The 20,158-nt window shown below is 39.9% G+C and carries 16 protein-coding genes and 1 pseudogene; 11 read left to right on the top strand and 6 right to left on the bottom strand.

The window, feature by feature from the left end; all coding sequences use genetic code 11:
• Positions 1–176: 176 nt before the first annotated feature.
• From B5G52_RS15780 to B5G52_RS15760, 5 genes are all read left to right on the top strand, one after another.
• Positions 177–797 (top strand): fused MFS/spermidine synthase, encoded by a 621-nt coding sequence (locus B5G52_RS15780; RefSeq protein WP_087533605.1) that lies wholly within the window; start codon positions 177–179, stop codon positions 795–797.
• Positions 790–1,683: a spermidine synthase gene (locus B5G52_RS15775; RefSeq protein ID WP_087533604.1), complete on the top strand. Its 894-nt coding sequence runs from the start codon at positions 790–792 to the stop codon at positions 1,681–1,683. The genes B5G52_RS15780 and B5G52_RS15775 overlap by 8 nt, the downstream gene beginning before the upstream one ends.
• A 238-nt stretch (positions 1,684–1,921) precedes the next feature.
• Positions 1,922–2,398 carry a MarR family transcriptional regulator gene (locus B5G52_RS15770; protein ID WP_087533603.1) on the top strand — a complete coding sequence of 159 codons (477 nt, stop codon included), beginning with the start codon at positions 1,922–1,924 and terminating at the stop codon, positions 2,396–2,398.
• A 3-nt stretch (positions 2,399–2,401) separates the two neighbouring features.
• Positions 2,402–3,463: an HlyD family secretion protein gene (locus tag B5G52_RS15765; RefSeq protein WP_087533602.1), complete on the top strand. Its 1,062-nt coding sequence runs from the start codon at positions 2,402–2,404 to the stop codon at positions 3,461–3,463.
• A gap of 10 nt (positions 3,464–3,473) precedes the next feature.
• Complete coding sequence (locus B5G52_RS15760) at positions 3,474–4,508, top strand: DUF2955 domain-containing protein (protein ID WP_087533601.1); 1,035 nt, start codon at positions 3,474–3,476, stop codon at positions 4,506–4,508.
• Positions 4,509–4,585: 77 nt separating this feature from the next.
• Here B5G52_RS15760 and B5G52_RS15755 read toward each other — a convergent pair whose 3' ends face one another.
• The gene (locus B5G52_RS15755; RefSeq protein ID WP_087533600.1) at positions 4,586–6,064 is read right to left on the bottom strand and encodes a glycoside hydrolase family 19 protein; all 1,479 of its coding nucleotides are present in this window, start codon (positions 6,062–6,064) and stop codon (positions 4,586–4,588) included.
• A gap of 125 nt (positions 6,065–6,189) precedes the next feature.
• Positions 6,190–6,420: pseudogene (locus B5G52_RS15750) on the bottom strand (benzoate/H(+) symporter BenE family transporter); the annotation flags it as partial.
• Positions 6,421–6,669: 249 nt separating this feature from the next.
• Between B5G52_RS15750 and B5G52_RS15745 the strand changes: the two are divergent.
• From B5G52_RS15745 to B5G52_RS15730, 4 genes are read left to right on the top strand one after another with little or no spacing between them, the layout of a single operon-like run.
• Positions 6,670–7,995: a DUF5666 domain-containing protein gene (locus tag B5G52_RS15745; protein ID WP_087533599.1), complete on the top strand. Its 1,326-nt coding sequence runs from the start codon at positions 6,670–6,672 to the stop codon at positions 7,993–7,995.
• A gap of 51 nt (positions 7,996–8,046) precedes the next feature.
• Entirely contained in the window at positions 8,047–8,583 is a 537-nt protein-coding gene (locus B5G52_RS15740; RefSeq protein WP_176372564.1) for a hypothetical protein, read from the top strand.
• Positions 8,583–9,275, top strand: coding sequence for a response regulator transcription factor (locus tag B5G52_RS15735; protein ID WP_087533597.1), 693 nt, complete (start codon positions 8,583–8,585; stop codon positions 9,273–9,275). The genes B5G52_RS15740 and B5G52_RS15735 overlap by 1 nt, the downstream gene beginning before the upstream one ends.
• The gene (locus B5G52_RS15730) at positions 9,265–10,602 is read left to right on the top strand and encodes an ATP-binding protein (RefSeq protein ID WP_087533596.1); all 1,338 of its coding nucleotides are present in this window, start codon (positions 9,265–9,267) and stop codon (positions 10,600–10,602) included. The genes B5G52_RS15735 and B5G52_RS15730 overlap by 11 nt, the downstream gene beginning before the upstream one ends.
• A 7-nt stretch (positions 10,603–10,609) precedes the next feature.
• Here B5G52_RS15730 and B5G52_RS15725 read toward each other — a convergent pair whose 3' ends face one another.
• The 3 genes from B5G52_RS15725 to B5G52_RS15715 form a co-directional block, all read right to left on the bottom strand.
• On the bottom strand, positions 10,610–11,803 hold the full coding sequence (locus B5G52_RS15725) for an ectonucleotide pyrophosphatase/phosphodiesterase (protein WP_087533595.1): 1,194 nt from the start codon (positions 11,801–11,803) through the stop codon (positions 10,610–10,612).
• A 116-nt stretch (positions 11,804–11,919) separates the two neighbouring features.
• Positions 11,920–14,238, bottom strand: coding sequence for a PEGA domain-containing protein (locus B5G52_RS15720; RefSeq protein ID WP_087533594.1), 2,319 nt, complete (start codon positions 14,236–14,238; stop codon positions 11,920–11,922).
• A gap of 9 nt (positions 14,239–14,247) precedes the next feature.
• The gene (locus B5G52_RS15715; protein WP_254911231.1) at positions 14,248–15,600 is read right to left on the bottom strand and encodes a glycerophosphodiester phosphodiesterase family protein; all 1,353 of its coding nucleotides are present in this window, start codon (positions 15,598–15,600) and stop codon (positions 14,248–14,250) included.
• A gap of 225 nt (positions 15,601–15,825) precedes the next feature.
• On the opposite strand from B5G52_RS15715, the gene dgt reads away from it, so the two are divergent.
• Positions 15,826–17,289, top strand: a complete 1,464-nt coding sequence (dgt, locus tag B5G52_RS15710) for a dGTPase (RefSeq protein WP_087533592.1) — start codon at positions 15,826–15,828, stop codon at positions 17,287–17,289.
• 62 nt (positions 17,290–17,351) lie between these two features.
• On the top strand, positions 17,352–18,845 hold the full coding sequence (locus B5G52_RS15705; protein WP_087533591.1) for a hypothetical protein: 1,494 nt from the start codon (positions 17,352–17,354) through the stop codon (positions 18,843–18,845).
• Between the two features lie 645 nt (positions 18,846–19,490).
• On the opposite strand, the gene B5G52_RS15700 is transcribed toward B5G52_RS15705, so the two are convergent.
• Entirely contained in the window at positions 19,491–20,156 is a 666-nt protein-coding gene (locus B5G52_RS15700; RefSeq protein WP_087533590.1) for a class I SAM-dependent methyltransferase, read from the bottom strand.
• Positions 20,157–20,158: the final 2 nt, after the last annotated feature.

The following is a 20,158-nucleotide window of genomic DNA, read 5'->3' as shown; positions in this document are numbered from 1 at the left end:
CAAGATCTATCCAATCCCGATTACGTATCATGCTAGTCGGGATTTTTATTTTATAATCGAAAAAAACGCTAAATTGTAAACCCCATTTACAGTACAAAAGTCAATCATTTACTCTAGCCTAGTACGGCACATCACGTTAAGATGGGTTAAATTTAAAACAATAAGAACTAGAATGAATGTTAAATAAAACCAATGCATTAATATACTTATTAGCCTTTAGCAGTGGCTTTTCAATAATGGGGATTGAGCTTTTAGGTGGGCGTATATTAGCGCCTTACTTTGGTAGTAGTGTTCATATCTGGGGCAGTATTATTACTGTGTTTATGCTGAGCTTATCGTTTGGTTATTTACTCGGAGGCAAACTTTCAATAAAACAGCCCTCATTAACTAAATACGGCCTGATATTTTTAATCGCTAGTATTATGGTACTGCCCATAGCGCTGTTTGCAGAGCCCATAATGGAGTTCATTTTTGCTCATGTTGAAGATAGCCGCTATGGTTCATTACTTGCCTCTACTGCACTGTTTTTTGTTCCCACCATTATTTTAGGTATGATCTCGCCCTACTCTGTGCGTTTATTAGTAACCGACAGCGAACGCAGCGGCCAAGTGGCTGGCGGTTTATATTTTGTAAGCACCTTGGGCAGTGCTCTAGGCACTATAATCACCTCTTTTTATATGGTATTGGCGTTTGATGTAAATACGATCATTATAGGCTTTGCCAGCTTTATTGGTTGCTTAGGTCTACTCGCAATTGTGATTGATTCAATCGCTAAGAAGGAGCCCGTTTATGCGTAATTACTTTCACCTAATTACGGTTTTAGTTTTATTCGCAAGTGCGCCGACAATGGCTGATATTATTCATAAGGAACGTTCACTTTATCGCAATATTTTAGTTGAAGAAACTGGTGACTTACGGTGTTTAAAATTTGACGAAAAAACCCGTAAAAGCAGTCAAAGTTGCATGTACATCAGTAAACCGAAAGAGCTGGTTTTTAATTATACTAAGCTGACTTTTGCTAGCTTACTGATGATTGATAATCCGCAAAACGTGCTCATTATTGGCCTTGGGGGCGGTACTCTATCAAACGTAATACATGAGCTGTACCCTGAGGCCGCTATTGAAAATATTGAAATAGACCCTGCGGTAATCAAAGTTGCCAGAGATTATTTTGATTTTATTGAAACCGATAATGTCACAGCAAAAGTGCAAGACGGACGTATTTTTATAAAACGGGCGGCACTTAAAAAAGCACAATATGATTGGATTATTCTTGACGCGTTTAATGGTGATTACATCCCCGAGCACCTGTTAACGAAAGAGTTTTTCCAAGAGATAAAAAGTGTACTTGCGCCGGGTGGGATTGTGGCTGCAAATACCTTTTCATCTAGCAAACTATATCAGCACGAATCAGCAACTTACCATGCCGTTTTTGGTGACTTTATCAATGTTACAACTGAAAAAAACAGTAACCGTATCATTTTAGCTGGGTTTAAGAGCGCCCCTTCACAGCAAGCAATAACTAAGCGGGCTGAGCAGCTAAGCCCGTTATTATCTCCGTATAACATTGACATTAAAGCCATCAGTCAAGGTATGAAGTCTACTTATAACAATCAAGACTGGCCTAGCGACACCAAAGTATTAACCGATCAATACTCCCCTGCTAATTTACTTAATTTTTAATGATTTAACCTCGAAAGATTATAAGATTTAAAGCCGATGAAAGTCGGCTTATTTCATAGGTTGAATAAGCCTTTTCGTATCTGATGAACTTGCAGTTTATTACGTGACTACTATTTACTTTAAATATTTAGTAGTCATTTGACTAACGCCCCTCAAATAATACACAAAACACTGTGACATTTACTTAGCATGCTAAGTAATGTTAAACTAGTTAGCATGCTAACTAAGTGAGACCTGTATGACCTTACCCCTTCCCTTTCATGAGACTTTAGATTTATCTTTATGCGGCAATATGGGCCGCGTGCATCGCTTATGCCGTGAAGCTGTAACAGCAGCTGTCGAGCCTTTGGGATTAACGCAGTCTCGTTGGACTGCGATGATCCATCTAAACCATCTACCTGATGGTGCAACTCAACAGCAGTTAGCCCACAGCTTAGGGATTGAAATGCCCTCACTTACGCGAACAGTAAAGCAGCTTGAGCAACAACAGCTGATCACTCGACGTGTTGATATTGACGATAAACGAAGTCGCAAAATTTACTTCACTGAGCAAGGCCAACACTTACTCACTACACTTAAAGTACTCATCACTGATGTTAAGCAACAGTTATACGCAGGGCTTAGCACAGAGCAATTAGACACAATGGCTCATGGACTCTTACAAATGGAAGAAAACGCACGCCGTTGCTTTACACGTTTAAATGAAAAGGGGTAAGTGATGACGCCTGATCAAAAATTTGCCCGTTATGTCAAAATATCCTTAGTTGGATTTATTCTACTTTTCGCTTATTTTGTGATTGCAGATATGTATTTACCCGTGACTCCCCAAGCACGTGTTTTTCATCCTGTTGTACAAGTAACACCTCAAGTCAGCGGGCGAGTTAATAAAGTATTAGTTAATAATAATCAATTGGTAAACCGTGGCGAGGTACTGTTTTTAATTGAGCCGGCCCCTTTTAAATTAGCGGTTGAGCAAGCAGAGCTCACCTATGCGGATGCTCAACTGCAAAATCAACGCTTCGACAGTAATGTAAAAGCCATTGAAGCTCAACTAGCAGCTGCGAATGCGCAGCTGCATGAGCAGAAGTTGTTGTTAGACCGCAGTGAATCATTACTTAAAAAGCGCTCTATATCTGAACAAGAATATGAAACTATTAGTGCTAATTTTCAATCAAGCAGAGCAAATGTTGCCGCAGTTGAGGCGCAGCTAACGGAGGCAAAGCTTGCTCGTGGCCAAGTTGGGAATGAAAATCTTGCATTACGTCATGCGCAAAACTTACTCGCTCAAGCCAAGCTAAACTTGTCTTATAGTCAAGTAAGTGCTGATGTGGATGGTAAAGTAGCTAATTTACAAGTTAGTAACGGTACCTATGCCAATAAAGGCCAGCCCATGCTCGCCATTGTGGCGAATAAAGCGGATTTAGTTGCTGACTTTAGAGAAAAATCATTAAGCCAATTCAGCCTAAAAAGCGCTGCAAAAGTAACGTTTGACGCTTTACCAGGTCAAGTGTTCGATGGTGTTATTAGTTCATTTGAAGCTGGGGTGAGCGATGGTCAGATCAACGCAAATGGCTTATTAAGCAGTACTGAAAGTAGTAATCGCTGGGTGAGAGATGCCCAGCGCCAGCGTATTCATATCGAGTTACAACAGCCGCAACTGCTTAGCCAATTACCCAGTGGTGCTCGGGCGACAGTTCAGCTTGTACCTGAGTCAACCATTGGTCAGTGGTGCGCCAGTGCGCAAATTCGGTTAATTAGTCTACTTCACTTTATTTATTAGGCAAGGCAGTATGACAGCACCTACTCTGGATAAAAATGGCTTGAGGCAAGCGCTACGAATTGCTGGCGGCAGCGCGCTTGGATTTAGTTTATGTAAACTAATGAACTGGCCTAATGGCATTTTTTTTACCGTGTATCCGATGCTATTACTTGGTTTGGTGCCAATTTTAAACGGCCATATTATCCGCCAGTTTTTTGCTAGTGCGGCGTTTAGCGCATTTTTTGTATTAGTGGTGCAAGGGTTGTTTTCACACTTACCTGTGGTGATGACTCTACTAAGTTTTTTCGCTTTTGCTTTTTTGTTTTATCAAATGAGTCGTGGTGTTAACTTTTTGTTTGGTGCGCTGGGCGTGGTTGGTTTATCTATTCAGCTTCACTTCTCAAGTTATGTGGGTAATGGCACGAGTATTTATCCGCTTATTATAAGTAACGGTTTAGCCGTGTTAGTAACAGTTTTGACCGCGGTATTAATGCATTTTGTGTTTCCAGATGTCGCTCCACGTCAGGCCCAGGAGCGGCCAAGTAAAGCGATAGAGAGTGTGCGTCATGAAGTATTGCTGTGTTCAAGTGTTGTGACCTTATCGTTTGTGACTTTTCAAATATTTGATTTACAAGATTCAATTTCAGCGCAAGCAGCCTCGATTTTAATTTTGTTTCCGCTATGTTGGAAAGCTGCGGGTATGGCTGGCTGGCAACGAGCAATCGGCACGTTAATTGGCTGTAATTTGGCGTTGGTGTCGCAGTTTTTTTTATACAATTACACGGATATTTTATTGTTTCCTGCGTTAATACTATGGACTTTAACTCTTATATTTAGTCGTTATCATATTGTTGGCGGGGGGATCCCAGGTGTTGGTTTTGGCATTATTACCACCTTTGGGATTTTATTTGGTCAATCACTCGGCCCCGGACAAGACTTGGTTTACAGCGCTTTATATCGCTTTTCATCAGTGTCGGTGGCTATTTTAATAAGCTTATGTGCGGTGTATATTATGCACCATATTCTTAATCGTTTTAAGGTAACTCGCCACCATACGTTTGATTAACTCCTTTATAAGTAATAACGGCCTTAACCAACTCTTTATGCGCTAAGGCTGTTATTAAATTTTGATAGTAAAGCTACTTACTGGACCGTTGCGTCAAACTTATCTTCAACACATCGACTGTATGCGCCTTTGCTAAGTGCAAAGTAAGGTGTTTGATATGGCACAAGTTTACATTCAAAACTCTTACCATCAGGGCGGTATTGCTGCCAAGTCCAGTCTTCATCCCAGTGAATGTTTAGCGCCCCAGAGCCGTCGTTAGTAAAGCTGTCTTGGTTGCTACAATTAAGTACTTCGTTTGCTTCGATAGGTACGTTTAAATACGCAGCAAACTGCTCATAATAGGCAATACGATTAAGAGCTTGAGGCTTATCGTAGCCGTGGCCGCATTCTATACCGCCATTAATAATATTAATTGTTGCACCAAAGCCAGGGCTAATACCACGCGCTGTGTCTATTTCATTAGGCACCCATGAACCATCTATGACCGACATCATGTCTGGTTTTGGTGGTTGCGGATAAACAAAAAAGAATACCGCAGAAGCTAAATTTAACCAGGTATCAGCCACGAGTTCAGGGTTGTTAAGTAATATACTAACATCACCGAACATAGCGTCTGAAAATGGCCCATAGTTGTAGTTGTACGACAGCTGCTTAGCTCCTCGGCCAAAGTACTTTAGGTATAAGCCTTGTTCATCGGTGCCACAAGGCCACGTTTGCCCTTGCCATGTTGAAGGTGCGCATGAGTTATTGTAACCACACCCTGCACTGGTTTCACTGCAACCTGCTTCACGAATAAAGTACAGGCCTTGACGCCATTGCGGGATGGCAGAATGCGGGTCGTGGCCGCCAGTTTCTTGAGTAAAGTGGGCAAACATAGTGGCGAGTGCTTTACGGCATACCGCCTCTGCTTTTTGCTCTGTTTCATAGTCATCACAGAATGCGGGGAATTTAGCCACGGCTTGTAAAAATTTACGGTAAGTATATTCCGGCGCGCGATCTGGAAATAAAAACTCAAAGCTTGCTTGGTCAATTATCGACTCTAAACGCTTTACATTGGCAGGGTTTGCAGCACGAAGTGGCGCGACAGCTTCGACGCTGGTGTTATCAAGCTTGCGAATGGTGTTTTTCACTTTGTTAAACAGTGGTGATGATGTTTTGTGTTGTTCAGTGTCAGCTATAATTGCAGCATCAATAAAATAGCCGCCGTTTGGGTTAATAGTGACGCCTGTTTCATACGGGTCGCCAGACGGTGGAGTGACAGGTGGTTCTACAGGCGGCTCTGTTGGCGGTTCAACGGGGGGCTCTGTGGGTGGCTCAACACTCGTATCACAGGGGGTTGAATCAAGTTGCGCAGCCCATGCTCCCCACTGAGAAGCGCCAGGCTCTTCACCTGGGTTTGCCCACCACTTTGCTTGATATAAAGTGTTTGCGTAGCAAACTTCACTTCCGCCAGTATATGATTTATCAACTTGCCAAACGTCAGCAGCATGGCTTTGCCAGGGTATGGTAGACAGCGCTGTCATAGCGCTGAAGATAATCGATTTATTAAAATTCATCAGTGATCCTAAAATGAGGGGTTACGATACTTCATAATGAATTTCCATTATAGGCACATATAAACTTAACAATCAATTAACAAAGTGGGCGGCTTACATAAGCGTTTGTTGGTTAGATTTTGCATTTATTTACGGGGTATTAGCCACAAGGTTAAAGCGCCGGCTAAAATTCCCCAAAATGCAGAGCCAACAGAAAATAAGCTAAGATCAGACGCTGTAACTAAAAAAGTGATCATGGCGGCTTCTGTATAATAACTGTCAGATAATGCTTGTTGTAAACTTGAAGCAATCGTAGTGAATAGTGCAATACCTGCCAGTGCTAAAATGAGCGCCTGCGGTAAACTGGCTACTAAACCAGCGGTTATACGATTTATTAATTGATCAGGGAGTTGCATGAAAACCTTTCTATTCAATTGGTTATACATCTAGTTATACATATTTCTTTCACAATTACTAGCATCAATGAAATTGTTAGTGTTCACAGCGACCAGATCAATGTAAACATTAACAAAAATTAATGTTCTCTCCACCTTGCGGGTGTGCACTATCAAGTAAAGTAATGCTCATACACAAGGTAGAACAATTAATTATGTTTGGAGCTAGATATGAAAAACCAGCACACACGTCATCTTATTAAGGTGCTTTCATTAAGCGCAATAACACTTGCATTATCGGCATGTGGCAGCAACAGTTCAGAAAATTCATCAATAATGCCTGAAACAACAACGCCAGAAACGGCCAAATTACCGAGTGTGTTAATCGGCGCAGTATCAGCTATATCAAGTTCCTCTATTACGGTTAACCAACGTGAACTACCTGCTGCGAGTGCAGAAATAGAAATTGATGGCGTGAATGGAAATTTAAGCCAACTACAAGTCGGTATGATTGTTGAAGCAGAGACTAACGGCGCTCAAGTAACGGAGATTGACTATGATCCTAATTTTAAAGGTCCTGTACTTATCGAAAATGGTATGGCTAGTATTGCCGGTGTGATACTTGAAGGGTTTGATAGTACTTTAGTCAATAATGGTGACCTCGTTGAAGTAAGCGGCTTTAATAGTGCATTTAATACCTTAACGGTAACTTATCAACAAGCTATTACTAACAGCTTAACAGAGCTTGAAGTTGAAGGTGTCATTACGCAATTAGATACTCAACTACGCACTTTTCAGTTAGGTAATATCACTATTAATTACCAACAAGCTGAAGTTGATGGTCTTATTAGTAATGGTCAATTTGTAGAAGTTGAAGGCATTATGCAAGCGCAGCAGTTAATAGCGAGTGAAGTTGACGCTGAACGCCAAAATGGTTTTGATGATAATATCGACACAGAACTAAATGGTAAAATTACATTCATTAATAATAACTCAACGCTGATGACTATAAATGGACAATGGCAAGTAAGCTTAACTGAACAAACACGTTATGAAGATGGCACTGTTAATGATTTAGTTGTTGGTGCACTTGTAGAAATTGAAGCTTTATATCAACAACAAAGTGATTTATTTATGGCTCAAGAAGTCGACTTTGAATCAGGTTCGAGTGATTCAACAACGATAAATAAGGAGTTTTCTGTTGCTGGAGTTGCAAGTTTCAATGAAGGTATCGTAACAATTAATAATTATCAATTTACACTCAGTAACCAAACAGTATTTGACGATGGCTTAACTCAAGCAACTATTAATGGTCAGTTTCTTGAATTAGAAGGAATTATCACCGATGATATTAATATTGTTAGTGAAGTTGAGTTAATGGATGCCAATGATTCACTTAGCTTAACTGGGTATGTAATTACACAAAGCGAACAATCTAGACTTTGGGGTTATGTTAGCGAAGACAATTCACTTAACGCTTATGCCGACCAATATGCAGAGGTAGAATGTGAATTAGTTAGTGGCAATCAAGTACGAGCTTGTCGTCTCGACGATTAACTGTAAAAAATTAAAATAGCAGCGTATCTTGCGCTGCTATTTTTGAGGTTTATGATGAAAAAAGTACTATTATTCAGTTTGTTATTTGTCTCATCGATAAGTAGTGCTAAAAGCTCTGCGATATATGAAAAATTGCACCATGCTAAATCAGCCAAACCAACGGCTATTTTAGAAAAAGTAGAAGATAAGTATAAGAGCGAAGCGGTCATTGTAGAGTTTGAACTTGAGTTTGAAAAAGGTAAAACGACCTACGAAGTCACGTTATATCAGGCTAACCGAAATCGCTTTATTGAATTATTGTTAGATAAAGATGGCGACTTAATTGAGTTAGAGTATGAAGCGCCAGAACTTGATGAGCAAGAAGAGATTGCCGCCGCAGATATTATGCAAAAAAAAGGCTATACCATGCAGTTATTAGTGGCAAAACTGAATGACTCAAACGAACACTACTTAATTGAAGCCCAGTTAGAGCAAGATATGGGGATTACTTATATGGTGGCCACATTTGTTAATGAGCGTGGACGTCATAAAAAAGCAATTGATTTAACCACAGGTAAAGATTTACCTTTACTAAGGTGGGGAAATTAATGAAGTTATTATTGGTTGAAGACGATAAGCAAAACCGTGACTTTTTATATAAAGCGTTTAGTGAACAAGGTTATACTGTTGATACTGCAGCTGATGGTCAACAAGGATTACTGTTAGCAACGTGCGAAGATCACGATATAATTGTATTAGACCGAATGTTACCCAAGCTAAATGGAATACAAGTGTTAGCCGCATTAAGAGCGACGGGTAAAACGACCCCTGTTTTGATTTTATCAGCCCTAGATAAAGTAGACGACCGTGTAACCGGTTTAAAAGCAGGCGGTGATGATTATTTAATTAAACCTTTTGCGTTTTCTGAGTTAGCAATCAGGGTCGAGAACCTTATTAAACGGCACACGGCGCAGCAGCCTCTTAGCACACAGTTAAGCCTAGCGAATTTACACTTAGACTATGCAAACCATAAAGCCGATGTTGACAATCAGACGCTAAGCTTACAACCAAAAGAGTTTAAATTATTGCGCTTTTTACTTGAACATCCTGACAAGTTAGTTACCCGTACATTATTATTTGAATCGGTTTGGGAGTACCATTTTGATCCGGGTACAAATGTCATTGATGTGCATATAGCTAGGCTTCGTAAAAAACTACAGGAATTGAATGCATTAGTTTGTATCGAAACTATTCGTGGTGTTGGTTACCGCCTTACCAAAGAGCAGATAAATGCCAATTAAAGACTCAGCTTGGCGTCAAATTGACCCACGTAGTAGCTCTGTGTGGCGGTTAACCTTAGGGTTTGCAGTGATAATGTCGGTCATGCTAGTGCTGACCGTAGTCTTAATTTATCAATTATTATTAGGCGAACAAAACCGTCAAGTTGAACGGCGCCTTACTGCAGAAAAATTACGTATAGAAGGCTTAGCGAATGAATTCTCTTCAAGTAGCTTTTATTCTCAATTAGACGTGTTCCGTAATGAAAGTGAATTGCTACTTTTTTGGCATAGTGACGGCGAACAAAGCCAGCAGTTAAGCTTTTTACCTGAAGATATTCCGGCTTTACCTAAAACCATTGTTTTTCCTGTATTAGATACGCAACGTGGACAAATTCGTTTATTAACGACTGGGATTGTCCATACTTCTCATGGTGATATTGTTTTAGCGACCGCGACTGAGAATTTACAGCAACTTATTATTGAATTTAAAACCGTTGCATTTTGGGCGTGCCTAATTAGTTTATTATTAACGGGTCTATTTGGTTATATATTTGCTAGAAGACACTTACGCAGAGTGCATTATTTTAATAGCACGGCAGAAAAAGTACAAAATGGTGATTTATCTGCTCGCATCAGTCACAAACAAAAAGGTGATGAATTTGACAAACTTGGTGCGCATATCAATACGATGCTCGATGCCGTCGAAGACAACTTTGCTTTAGTACAAGGGATTACCGATAACATTGCTCATGATTTAAAAACTCCGCTGACTCGCTTAAGATTAAACTTAGAGCAGCAAGCTGCCCACTTCCCAGAAATAGGTTTAGAAATAGAGCAACTTGATACTATTATCAATACGTTTGATGCAATGCTTAAACTAACTCGTTTAGAACATGGCAAGTTTCCGCTTAATTTACAGCGCATTGATTGTCAGTTATTGGCCGAAGACCTTATTGATATGTTACAGCCAAGTGCTGATTGTAATAAACAACAAATTAAACTTTATTCTACAGCCCCTTTGATTTTACAAGGCGACAAAAATTTATTATTTCAGGCACTTTTTAATTTACTTGATAACGCAATTAAATATGCAGGTATTGATGCCTGCATTTCAATTACCATTGATGCAAGCTCTTTGAGCATTAGCGATGATGGCTCAGGGGTTGAAAAAGCGCAACTAAGTCAACTCACGAAACGCTTTTATCGTGGCGACCCTGCGCGTCAGTATGAAGGATTTGGTTTAGGGCTTGCGACCGTTAAAGCTATTTGTGATAGGCACAATCTATTGCTCGATTTAACCAGCAATAGTGGTGGCTTTTGCGCCACCATCACGGACAACTCTGATTAAAACACACCTACTTAAGCGCTGGCCACAATGTACTACCATCGCCATCAATCTTGCTAAGAAGCTGAATCCCTAATATTTTTGTAATCATAGGGTAAATATCAAGGTTATTGACTTCGTTTAATGTTATACCTTCTTTAAACGCTGGCCCCATGGCAATAAAAGTCGCAGCCATATCATCTGTGTATGCAAATCCATGTGTGCCCAAATAATCCACTTTCCCTTGATTTGAAAACACCTTAGGTGCAGTTGTTTGTAAAATAATGTCGCCAGTACGACCATTATTTTGATAATGATACTGCGCTCGCTGGCTATCAGTTAACACTGTGTAGCGACCTTTTGCGGCTTTGTTTAAGCGCTCTTTGTACGTGCTTATATCTGCTGCTGTGGTGTTCTCATTGGCATAAATTAGCACCCGCGGACCGGTGTTTTTAACCATAAATTTATCATCGCTGGGTAAGCTACTGATGGCAATGCTCTGCTCTGGTGCAACGGCGCTCATGCCATGATCAGAGACAATAACTAAGTTTACGCCTTGTTCCAGCTCATCAAGGCGCTGTTGTAGTTGGCCCATCAGTGCATCTACTTCATGAACCGCTTGTTTTGTTTGCTCAGCATCTGGCCCATATTTGTGGCCCATGCTATCCACCAATGAAAAGTAGCTAACCACTAAACGAGGCCGTTGCGCTTTAGGCAATGTTAACCACTGTACTATTTGATCAACGCGGTTTTGATAATCGCTATGTTTTGAATAATGGTAGTAATAATCGGGTAGCATACCATTAAAGCGCGCATCTGATTCTGGCCAAAAATAGGTGGCTGACTTTAAGCCCTGCATTGAGGCCAGATTCCACAGTGGAATGCCGTTAAACCAAGTGCTGTCGTCTTTGCCTTTACCCATGCTATAGCATTCATTTCGTTCGCTGTCGCAAAAACGGTTATCTACAACACCATGGTTGATAGGCAGCAGCCCAGTAATTATTGATAAATGATTTGGGAAGGTTTTAGTTGGATACACTGGGCGCATTTTACGGCCTCGCACCCCCTGCTCCGCTATTTTAGCAATGTTTTTAGCATTATGTTTTTCGATGTAATCCCAACGAAAGCCATCAAGGGAAATGAGTACAACAGTTTGCTCATCACTGGCGTTTAAATCGAGGCTGGTTATAGCGATAAAAACAAAAATTAAGCTTAATAAACGCATTAGTATTCCTAGTTAAATTTATTTATACGATTGGTTATGGTGTCATATTCTTTACGGAATTTAGCAATCGTTTTTTTCAATTTGCTGACAATGCTGTATTTTAATTCCATGTGAATTTACTGACGAGTTAGAGCGATATTTAAGTTTTGTTCACCGGCATCTAGTTGATGCCATCTGCGATATGTCTTGTAGCCCGGCGCAGACACTTGAATATCATAACTACCAGATTTAAGAATCATTCCCTGTTTATATTTAGGGCCAATATTCATAATGCGTACAGTAAAGTTTGTGGCATTACTTTGCACTGTTAGTTTTGTTTTTTGTGCAACCACATAGTTGCGTTTTTGCTGCTGTTTAGCGTTTAAATTTATTTCGTCATAACGCAAAGTATCTACTTTAGCCAGCGCATGACTTAGTGGACTAAACTTCTGATACAAATGAAAATGTTCTTCAAATTTTAATCCCAATGGATGCAATATAGGTTGGGCATGTAAAGTCCAACGAATGGCATAGCTAAATACGGGGTTGCTCGACTCATCGACTTTTTCTAAAAAGTAATTAACGGGGCTTTGTGTATCTTTAGTAAAGCTATTTGAGACAAACATAACCGGCACAATTAAGATAATTGCTGGCATTAATAGCTTGTTTAACAGCGCTATCACCGAAAACCCTTGTTTAGTTTGGGCTGGTATAATGAGCTGCCATAATTTGAGCGGTAACTTGCTAAATGTTAAGCAAATTAAAAACAGTGATAACGACATTGAAATAGGCGGAATAATGACAGAGCGTAATGCTTGTTTGCCATATTGCGCATATTCACCACCATCCGCGAATTTACCTTGTGAACCAGTTAGCATCGCCATGTATTTGTCTGCTCGTTTAGCGACATTTGGGTCAAGAACATGCTCCTTAAAGTTCTTTTTATTCCAATCTGCGCGAATACCTTTAACATATAAGTCGCCCATTCGATCTGCGATTCTAGCCTGAATTTGTGGATCTAATTGAAATTGAACCCAGCTTAAGTTGGGCTCAAGTGATAACTTACGCTGAGCCATTTCTTGTCGCCATGAGGCGTTAGCTTGCGCTGTTACTTTAGTATGTACGGCGGCTGCAAATGTAGAACGTTGCGCAATACTCCAATTATCAGGTAATTGGAGCCCTTTACTTTTAAAGTGAGAGCGTAGCTTTTTAGCTGTCGTTCCATGGCTTCTAAACACTATTAAATCGTCTATTGTAAAAGGGTAGCCCGTCTCTTTCTCAAACATATTATGAAAATTAGGGTGCTGTAAAAAACGCACTTGATAATGATCCGGATCGTCGGTGTATTTATAACGTTTGTCTTTTAACCCGCCATCACCTCCAGTGGCTAAACTGGCCGCTTGTAGTGCTGTATAAACACCGCCAGTTAACACTCCCATCAATATGCTTCCTGCGGCATTTTCAGCCGCTGATATCTCTTCAACAATAAGCCAATAGTCAGGCTCAATATAACCCAATCCCGCTTTTAAAATATCGCTTCGATAATCTGCATTGGCACGTTCATAGCAACGGTTACGACGATCTTTCTCACTGCTTTTATCATAACGGTCTGAGCATTTATTGATACGCTCGTGGTAATCATATATTTTAGGGCCGTATTTTTGTGCGCGTGCCGACGCCTTGGCAATATGGGCTTTTTGAGCTTTTTGGTATTGCCCCCAACCATTATTGATTTCTTGCTCTACTTGTTGCCAATACCCTTGCTCACGCTCATCGATAGAGGCTAATGTATGGTTATATTTTTTACTGCCCTTGGCATATGATTTATATTTTTCTACGAGCTCATCATAGAGCTGGCTGTAATCGTGGTAATGTTTATCAAAGTCTTGGTATGCTTTTTTTTGTACAAAGGCCGCAATAATTTTGCGTTTGTCTTGTTCAATATTGTCTGAAAGCGCTGCATCACTGTAGAGCAAGCCACCGAAGAGAGCGAGAAAGGTTAAGTTTTCTGAGCTTTTTAAATCAGCAGAGTCATAATCTAACCCATTCACCTTTATTGTATTCATCGCTAAGGCATCTCTAAGCGCTGCACTGTAAGTAGCAAATTGCCGTTGCTCTGCTGTCGAAGGCTCAATTAGCGTTTTTTCTATTACATATTTTTGGCCGTAGAATACAACAGGCCAAACTAAACATAACAGCGCGGCTAATGAAATCATCCCTCGGCCAAATTTAGCAACCCATGGTTTTGGTAAAAAATCAGCCAATAATAGCGATACACCGATTCCCGACACTGCCCGACCATAAATTTCTAGGTGTTCTAAGTCTTTGGCATCTGGTGTTCCTAAACCAACTAGCGACACTAATTGGGAATTAAATATTGCCTCAGGAATAAGGTATAAGGTAGCAAGTATGAGTAATAAATAGCGCCACCAAAATGGTTTTATGTTTGTTTTCATTATTTAAGCTTATTGTTTTTTACGAAGCTCTAGTTCAATCACAGGGTCTGTTTCTAAACTAAAATCTTCGTCTGTTTCTCGATTACCAATGTCAAAATTTGGCGCAGGTGTTGCTTGTTTTGTCTTCGGTGTATAAGACAGGGTTGATGTTGACTTAAGTTTATTACCAACCGCAGGATAGAGCTGATTGCGAGCATAACTTGCTAAATTATCTAAACGCTCTAAATCTAGGTCAATTGGCATGCTGGCAATTAATTTAGCGTCAATATCATCGGTGTAAATGGGCTTTACAGGCGGCAACTCAAATACAGAACAAAACCCGTAAACAGTGTCATCAATAATGACTGAATCTGGACGAAGCTGTTTAGGTTGCGCTAATAAACTCTTTTCGTGGTAATCATGGCCATTGATGGAGTAGGTGGCTAGAGGGATCCCTTGGCGTTGAGCAGTACGTTTTAACACTGTGGCTGATTGTTTGTAGTGGCGTATATCCAGTACATAACCAAAATTGCGTTTGAGCTGCTTTTTAAGTTTATCTAACTTTAAGGGATTGTCATAGCGAGTAACACGATGCCGACGGCTACCAAATGCCTGTATACTTTCAAGCTGTTCTTTATTACGCTCATAAATAGGATCGCTTCCTGCCCCTCTTTTTAAGTCCGCAGCTAGTTTTTGTAGTGAGGCTTTTGCGGGCGATTGAATATACGCTAAGTAAATATCTGGATTTATATCTCGCATTCGAATTAGATTACGCATCTCTAAGCTACTAAAAAAATAATTGCCAGTGCCAATATATTTGTGGGCTAAGTAATCGAGCATTTTTAAGTTATCGATACCAGCACGAGACTTTATTTCAATATTTATGCTTTGTCCGGGCTTACGTGCATGTGAAAAGGCAGAGGCTAAAGCATTAAATGATGGCGGTACGTTGCCGGTAAGCATTCCTGTTTCTTGGTCACGCTCTCGTAAATACCCCCACTCTTTTTCATAACGAATAGACTCTATTTTGCGTTGTTTATTGTCTGTAGTGCCTGTCTCTCGCCCGGTGCGTGCATCATGATGAACTACCCATACTTTATCACGCGTTACACGAACATCTATTTCAATCACGTCAAAATTATTGTCTATTGCATCAAGCACAGCGTTAATCGAGTTTTCTGGATACCTGATAGAACCACGATGGCTTTGTAATTGAAAGTTATTGCACTGGCGTTGCCCTGTGTAATTTATGTTGCCAATACTGGTTTCATAAAACCCTCTAGCAGCCAATACTTTAGCACGGGCTTCTAATGCTTTAACTTCAGTTGTTGTGAGGGGCTGAGCTTGCTCTGAGGGCGTGCTCTGACAAGCCGTCAAAAGCACACAACTAATGAGTGTGTGTATTAAAAGGCACTGCCTAAAGAGAGTTTTTTGCGTCATGCATGTATAAAGCCGTAAAAAGGCTGTCCTTATATGAATAGAAAAGTAATCAAAATGAATAATATATTAACGAGTGGGTAAGATTAAAGTAATAACTCAAATAAATTCAAATATTTTAATTTATGATACAAGCTGTTAGATTAAAACTATGTAAAAAAAGGAACTGCTATGATCGACTTTCGAAAAAAAATAACGCCTGCACGTGAGCTGCGCTCGACTGCTAATTTACACACGGCGCTGGAAAGCGATCGAGGCCGAATAATTAATAGCGCGGCAATCCGTCGATTACAACAAAAAACCCAAGTATTTCCGTTAGAACGCAATGCAGCTGTGCGTTCAAGACTCACTCACTCTCTTGAAGTGCAACAAGTTGGTCGGTTTATTGTACAGCGTATATTTCATTATTTAACGCAGCAACAGCAACGAGAGTTTGGGCTAATCGATTTAGAACGGCCACTTGAAAGCCTGGTTGAAATGGCCTGTTTGATGCACGATATAGGCAACCCACCGTTCGGGCACTTTGGTGAAGCAGCAATTAACCAATGGTTTCAAACTCACCTTGATAGTATTACTCCAGAACGTTGCAAAACTCCCAATACTGGAATTAGCGTTATTTTTAAGCATTTACGCGATGATATTCAAAACTTTGAAGGGAATGCCCAAGGGATCAGAATCGTTCATTCATTATTGTCACTTAATTTAACCTATAGCCAAACGGCTGGAATTTTAAAATATACGCGCCCTGCAAGTATGGCAATGTGTGATACCCCAAAAGATAAACACTATTTAATGAAAAAGGTTGGGTATTACTTTAGTGAAAAACCATTTATTGAAGCCTTACAAAATGAACTTGAGATCAATCAATATTGCCGTCATCCAGCCAGTTATATCATGGAGGCTGCTGATGACATTTCCTATTGTTTAGCTGATATAGAAGACGCTGTTGAAAAAGATATTATAAGTGTGGAATCGTTATGCGAAAAATTAAAACAGCAATACAAACGCACGCTAATAAATTTAACAATTGATGATACTGAACACTTAAACTTTGCAGAAAAAGCCATTGATTATGCTTATAGCAAAGCAAGTGAGCAGCCTTATAACTTTAATAGTGAATTTTTTATTTATTTAAGAGTTTCGCTAATGCATCCTCTTGTGAATCATGCGGCTAAACGCTTTATTGAACATATTGATACAATTTATCATGGTGATTTTAATCAGGCGTTACTAGAAGATAACAGCTATCTGCACGCAGTAACTAAAACTTTAAAGCAGGTCGCCTTAGAGCATGTATTTTGTCATCAAGAAGTAGGGAAACTAGAGCTGCAAGGCTATCGTATAATTACAGGATTGCTTGATTGTTACAAACCATTATTAGCGCTCAATAGTGATGCATTTAAACGAGTGATAAAAGGTGATCCGCAGTTTTTAATTGAATCAAGGTTAATTAAAAAACTATCTAAAAAACATTTAAACAGTTACCAAAAAGCCATTGATAATTTAACTGGCGAGCCAGATCATTATTCAGCCTATGAGTTTTATTTTCGTTGCCGATTAATTCAAGATTACATTAGCGGCATGACAGATCAATTTGCTTATGACGAATACCGCTCGTTAATGGTGATTGAGTAGATTAATTTTCATAGTGATATTACACTAAAGTCACTGTGTTATATCTGTGATGTAAATTAATAATGGCTTTAGTTACTCGACTTTTTTTATTCGCTCTTTGTATTTGTAGTTTTAGTAGCGCTGCAAAATACAGTGAAGCTATGTGTATTTTGTATAAACAACAAATGCAGCAATACAGTGACGACAAAAGTAGTCGTAGTTATCGTAATGCGAAACGTGATTTTGACAAAAATTGCAGTAATCCACCTGTGGGAAAAAACACACAGCAGCTATTAAATCAGCCTGAAAAAACTCTCAGTAACGAGTCTGAAAATATTCAAACAGAATCGGCACTCAATATTGAGTCACTAACAAACACTGTAAACCCCCTTGACACTGTCGCTCAAGATGAAGAGCTAAAACGCAAACAAACTGATAAACCTGTAGAGCTTGAAAAACTAGATATAACACAGGAAGTTGCTGAGCCGGCTCAATTGCCTGATCAGGAGGTTGCTCAGCCGCAAGTTGCTGCTAATACTCAGCTACAACAAGGCAGCATTGAGCCAGTCGCAGCTGAGGAAAAAATCACTGCACCGGCGAAAAAGTTTGTGGCGCCACCCGTTGTGCCTGTAGAAGAGTCAACATCTTTAATGACCCCTCTTTTAATTATTGTTCTGGTATTGTTAATAGCGGGCTTGGTGCTATACAAGTTGCGTATGAGAAAGCAAACGAATGAGCTAAGTAGTGCTGAGGTAAAGGCTACGCCACCTGAAATAAAGCCTAACAAAAAGGTTGATAAACCGCTTATAAAACCAACGTCTGTGCCTGAGCAAAATCTACAAAATGATGAGGTTGCTGTTGCAGCTAAAAGAACGGATGTTGCTGATACTGACACTGTTAAAGCAACACAGGAAAGTATAAATAATGACTTTGCTAAACCTACTTTCAAAAGTGAGCATAACTTTAAAGAGCCTGAAGTACGTACTTTCGACCCCAACGCGCCTTTACCTGGTCAAAAACCACAGGTTGAGGCCTATGTAACACATAAAGAGCCTACGGATGCGGATGAGCTTTGTTTAATACAAAATCCGACTGGGCCAAGTGAAGTAGACAGCACAAAGTTAGAGATTGATATTAAAGTTCAGTTAGAAGCTGAAAGTGAATCAGATAAATCGTCACTAAACCGCAGCAGTGAGCCGTCAACGACTCAAGCAGACGAGCTCTCAGTATCACAATCTGAGCCTAATGAAACCCAGCCTGCCGAGTCAGCAGAAAAACTAGCCGATGATGAAAATGAAATTGTCAAAGCGCTATCTGCACTTAATAATGAATTAGAAGCCGAGAAAAATACGGATAACAAAGAAATTTCAGAGGCAGCTGATGAGTTACATAATACAAGTTCCACTCAACAGCAAGGGGCATCTAAAAACCCATTTTCTAATTTATCTTTAGATCCAACTTGGGATCCTAATTCGACAGAAAAACCAAAGATAGAACCCAAAAAGAAAGCACCAAAATCAGCACAGTTAATAGCCGCAGAAGAGCGGGCTAAACAATTAAAAACGGATGATCAGTAATCAAAGTAGATACGCTGGTTAGGCTGTTAGTTTGGCTGAACCAGCAAGGCTTCATCGTTTTAACCTCAATTCTCAATATATTTCATTTGTGTAAACTTGGTTTGTTGCCAGCAAAAGTACACTTGCAATAAGGCAATCAATAATGCCCCCTACAGCTATTATTATAATGGCTCTTTTACTAAGTAATGGATTTGTTTGAGCTCGTAACATTGCTCCATTTAGTACCAGTTGTATAGTGATCTCAAAGACAGAAGATTGCTGTTGGGTTGTTTAGTGAGCTGTAAACAATGAAGGAACGGTGGGTTAGGCTTTGCCTTAACATTTTAAACATAATTATCAATTAGTGACACCACCCGATGAAAAGACCTTAATTGTCGAAGTCGTTATCACGGATATTTGTTTATCGGCACCTGTTGCAAGTAGCCGGTGTAGTTTTCAAGCCAGTGGATTAAGCTGGTAAAGGTATCAGCGAAGGCTGCAGGTAGTGGACAAACGAAGGACAAATGGAATGAAAAACTAAAATCTTTAATGTTTGTGAGGGATGTTAAAACCATCGCCCTCTAGTTGGGTAAATGGTTTTAAAAATGCTTTAATGCAGACTTAATAAGAGTAATTGATAATGCAATAAGCGACTTTCTATATTGATTAACGCTTATGTGTTACATAACCACTAAACCCAAGTGCTTTAAAATACAGCTTCCCAACACTAAAGCGAGTTTCATCGAGCAAATCAGCCAAGCGGATTCTATCAAGCGGATAAAACTCGTGTTCAAAGTTATGCTTGATACGCTCTACCCCGATGTCTGTTAAGCCCAGTTGTTGACATAAGCTAAATTGTGCATCACGCTCAAAACTGGTTTCTGGGCGCATTAAGTCAGCTAAATATAGGCTACTTTGCGGCTTTAATTGTTTAGCTATCGCCTTGAACATGTCTTTTTTATCGCCATTATCTGGTAAGAAATGCATTACAAACAGGCACAATGCAGCATCCACAGCCTCATTTAACTCAGTAATATCCCCAGCGTGTACATTTACTCTTTCACTAATACCTAAATCAGAAAACCGCTGTTGACCAATATTCAGCATATCGGTTGAAATATCTTGCGCAGTAAAACGCCATGTTGAATTGATTTTAGCAAGCTCAGCAATCTCTTTACCTGTGCCTGAACCTACCACTAAAATATGTGCGTTATCGCCCAAAGTTGCACTTAACTGCGCGGCTGTTGTGCTGTGCAGTAAATCATAACCAGGAATTAACCGAGTGATACGAGAATCGTATTCACTGGCTTCTTCTTGTGTAAATGTTGGCATAG

The sequence above is a fragment of the Pseudoalteromonas sp. A601 genome (assembly GCF_002165575.1).
Classification (GTDB): Bacteria; Pseudomonadota; Gammaproteobacteria; order Enterobacterales; family Alteromonadaceae; genus Pseudoalteromonas.
The sequence above is the reverse complement of the archived record's forward strand: the minus strand, read 5'-3'. Positions and strand labels throughout refer to the sequence as shown.

Bases quoted from the DNA above. Each gene is read 5' to 3' on its own strand.
- B5G52_RS15780 (WP_087533605.1), top strand. From the start codon at position 177: ATGTTAAATAAAACCAATGCATTAATATACTTATTAGCCTTTAGCAGT.
- B5G52_RS15775 (WP_087533604.1), top strand. From the start codon at position 790: ATGCGTAATTACTTTCACCTAATTACGGTTTTAGTTTTATTCGCAAGT.
- B5G52_RS15770 (WP_087533603.1), top strand. From the start codon at position 1,922: ATGACCTTACCCCTTCCCTTTCATGAGACTTTAGATTTATCTTTATGC.
- B5G52_RS15765 (WP_087533602.1), top strand. From the start codon at position 2,402: ATGACGCCTGATCAAAAATTTGCCCGTTATGTCAAAATATCCTTAGTT.
- B5G52_RS15760 (WP_087533601.1), top strand. From the start codon at position 3,474: ATGACAGCACCTACTCTGGATAAAAATGGCTTGAGGCAAGCGCTACGA.
- B5G52_RS15755 (WP_087533600.1), bottom strand. From the start codon at position 6,064: ATGAATTTTAATAAATCGATTATCTTCAGCGCTATGACAGCGCTGTCT.
- B5G52_RS15745 (WP_087533599.1), top strand. From the start codon at position 6,670: ATGAAAAACCAGCACACACGTCATCTTATTAAGGTGCTTTCATTAAGC.
- B5G52_RS15740 (WP_176372564.1), top strand. From the start codon at position 8,047: ATGATGAAAAAAGTACTATTATTCAGTTTGTTATTTGTCTCATCGATA.
- B5G52_RS15735 (WP_087533597.1), top strand. From the start codon at position 8,583: ATGAAGTTATTATTGGTTGAAGACGATAAGCAAAACCGTGACTTTTTA.
- B5G52_RS15730 (WP_087533596.1), top strand. From the start codon at position 9,265: ATGCCAATTAAAGACTCAGCTTGGCGTCAAATTGACCCACGTAGTAGC.
- B5G52_RS15725 (WP_087533595.1), bottom strand. From the start codon at position 11,803: ATGCGTTTATTAAGCTTAATTTTTGTTTTTATCGCTATAACCAGCCTC.
- B5G52_RS15720 (WP_087533594.1), bottom strand. From the start codon at position 14,238: ATGAAAACAAACATAAAACCATTTTGGTGGCGCTATTTATTACTCATA.
- dgt (WP_087533592.1), top strand. From the start codon at position 15,826: ATGATCGACTTTCGAAAAAAAATAACGCCTGCACGTGAGCTGCGCTCG.
- B5G52_RS15705 (WP_087533591.1), top strand. From the start codon at position 17,352: ATGGCTTTAGTTACTCGACTTTTTTTATTCGCTCTTTGTATTTGTAGT.
- B5G52_RS15700 (WP_087533590.1), bottom strand. From the start codon at position 20,156: ATGCCAACATTTACACAAGAAGAAGCCAGTGAATACGATTCTCGTATC.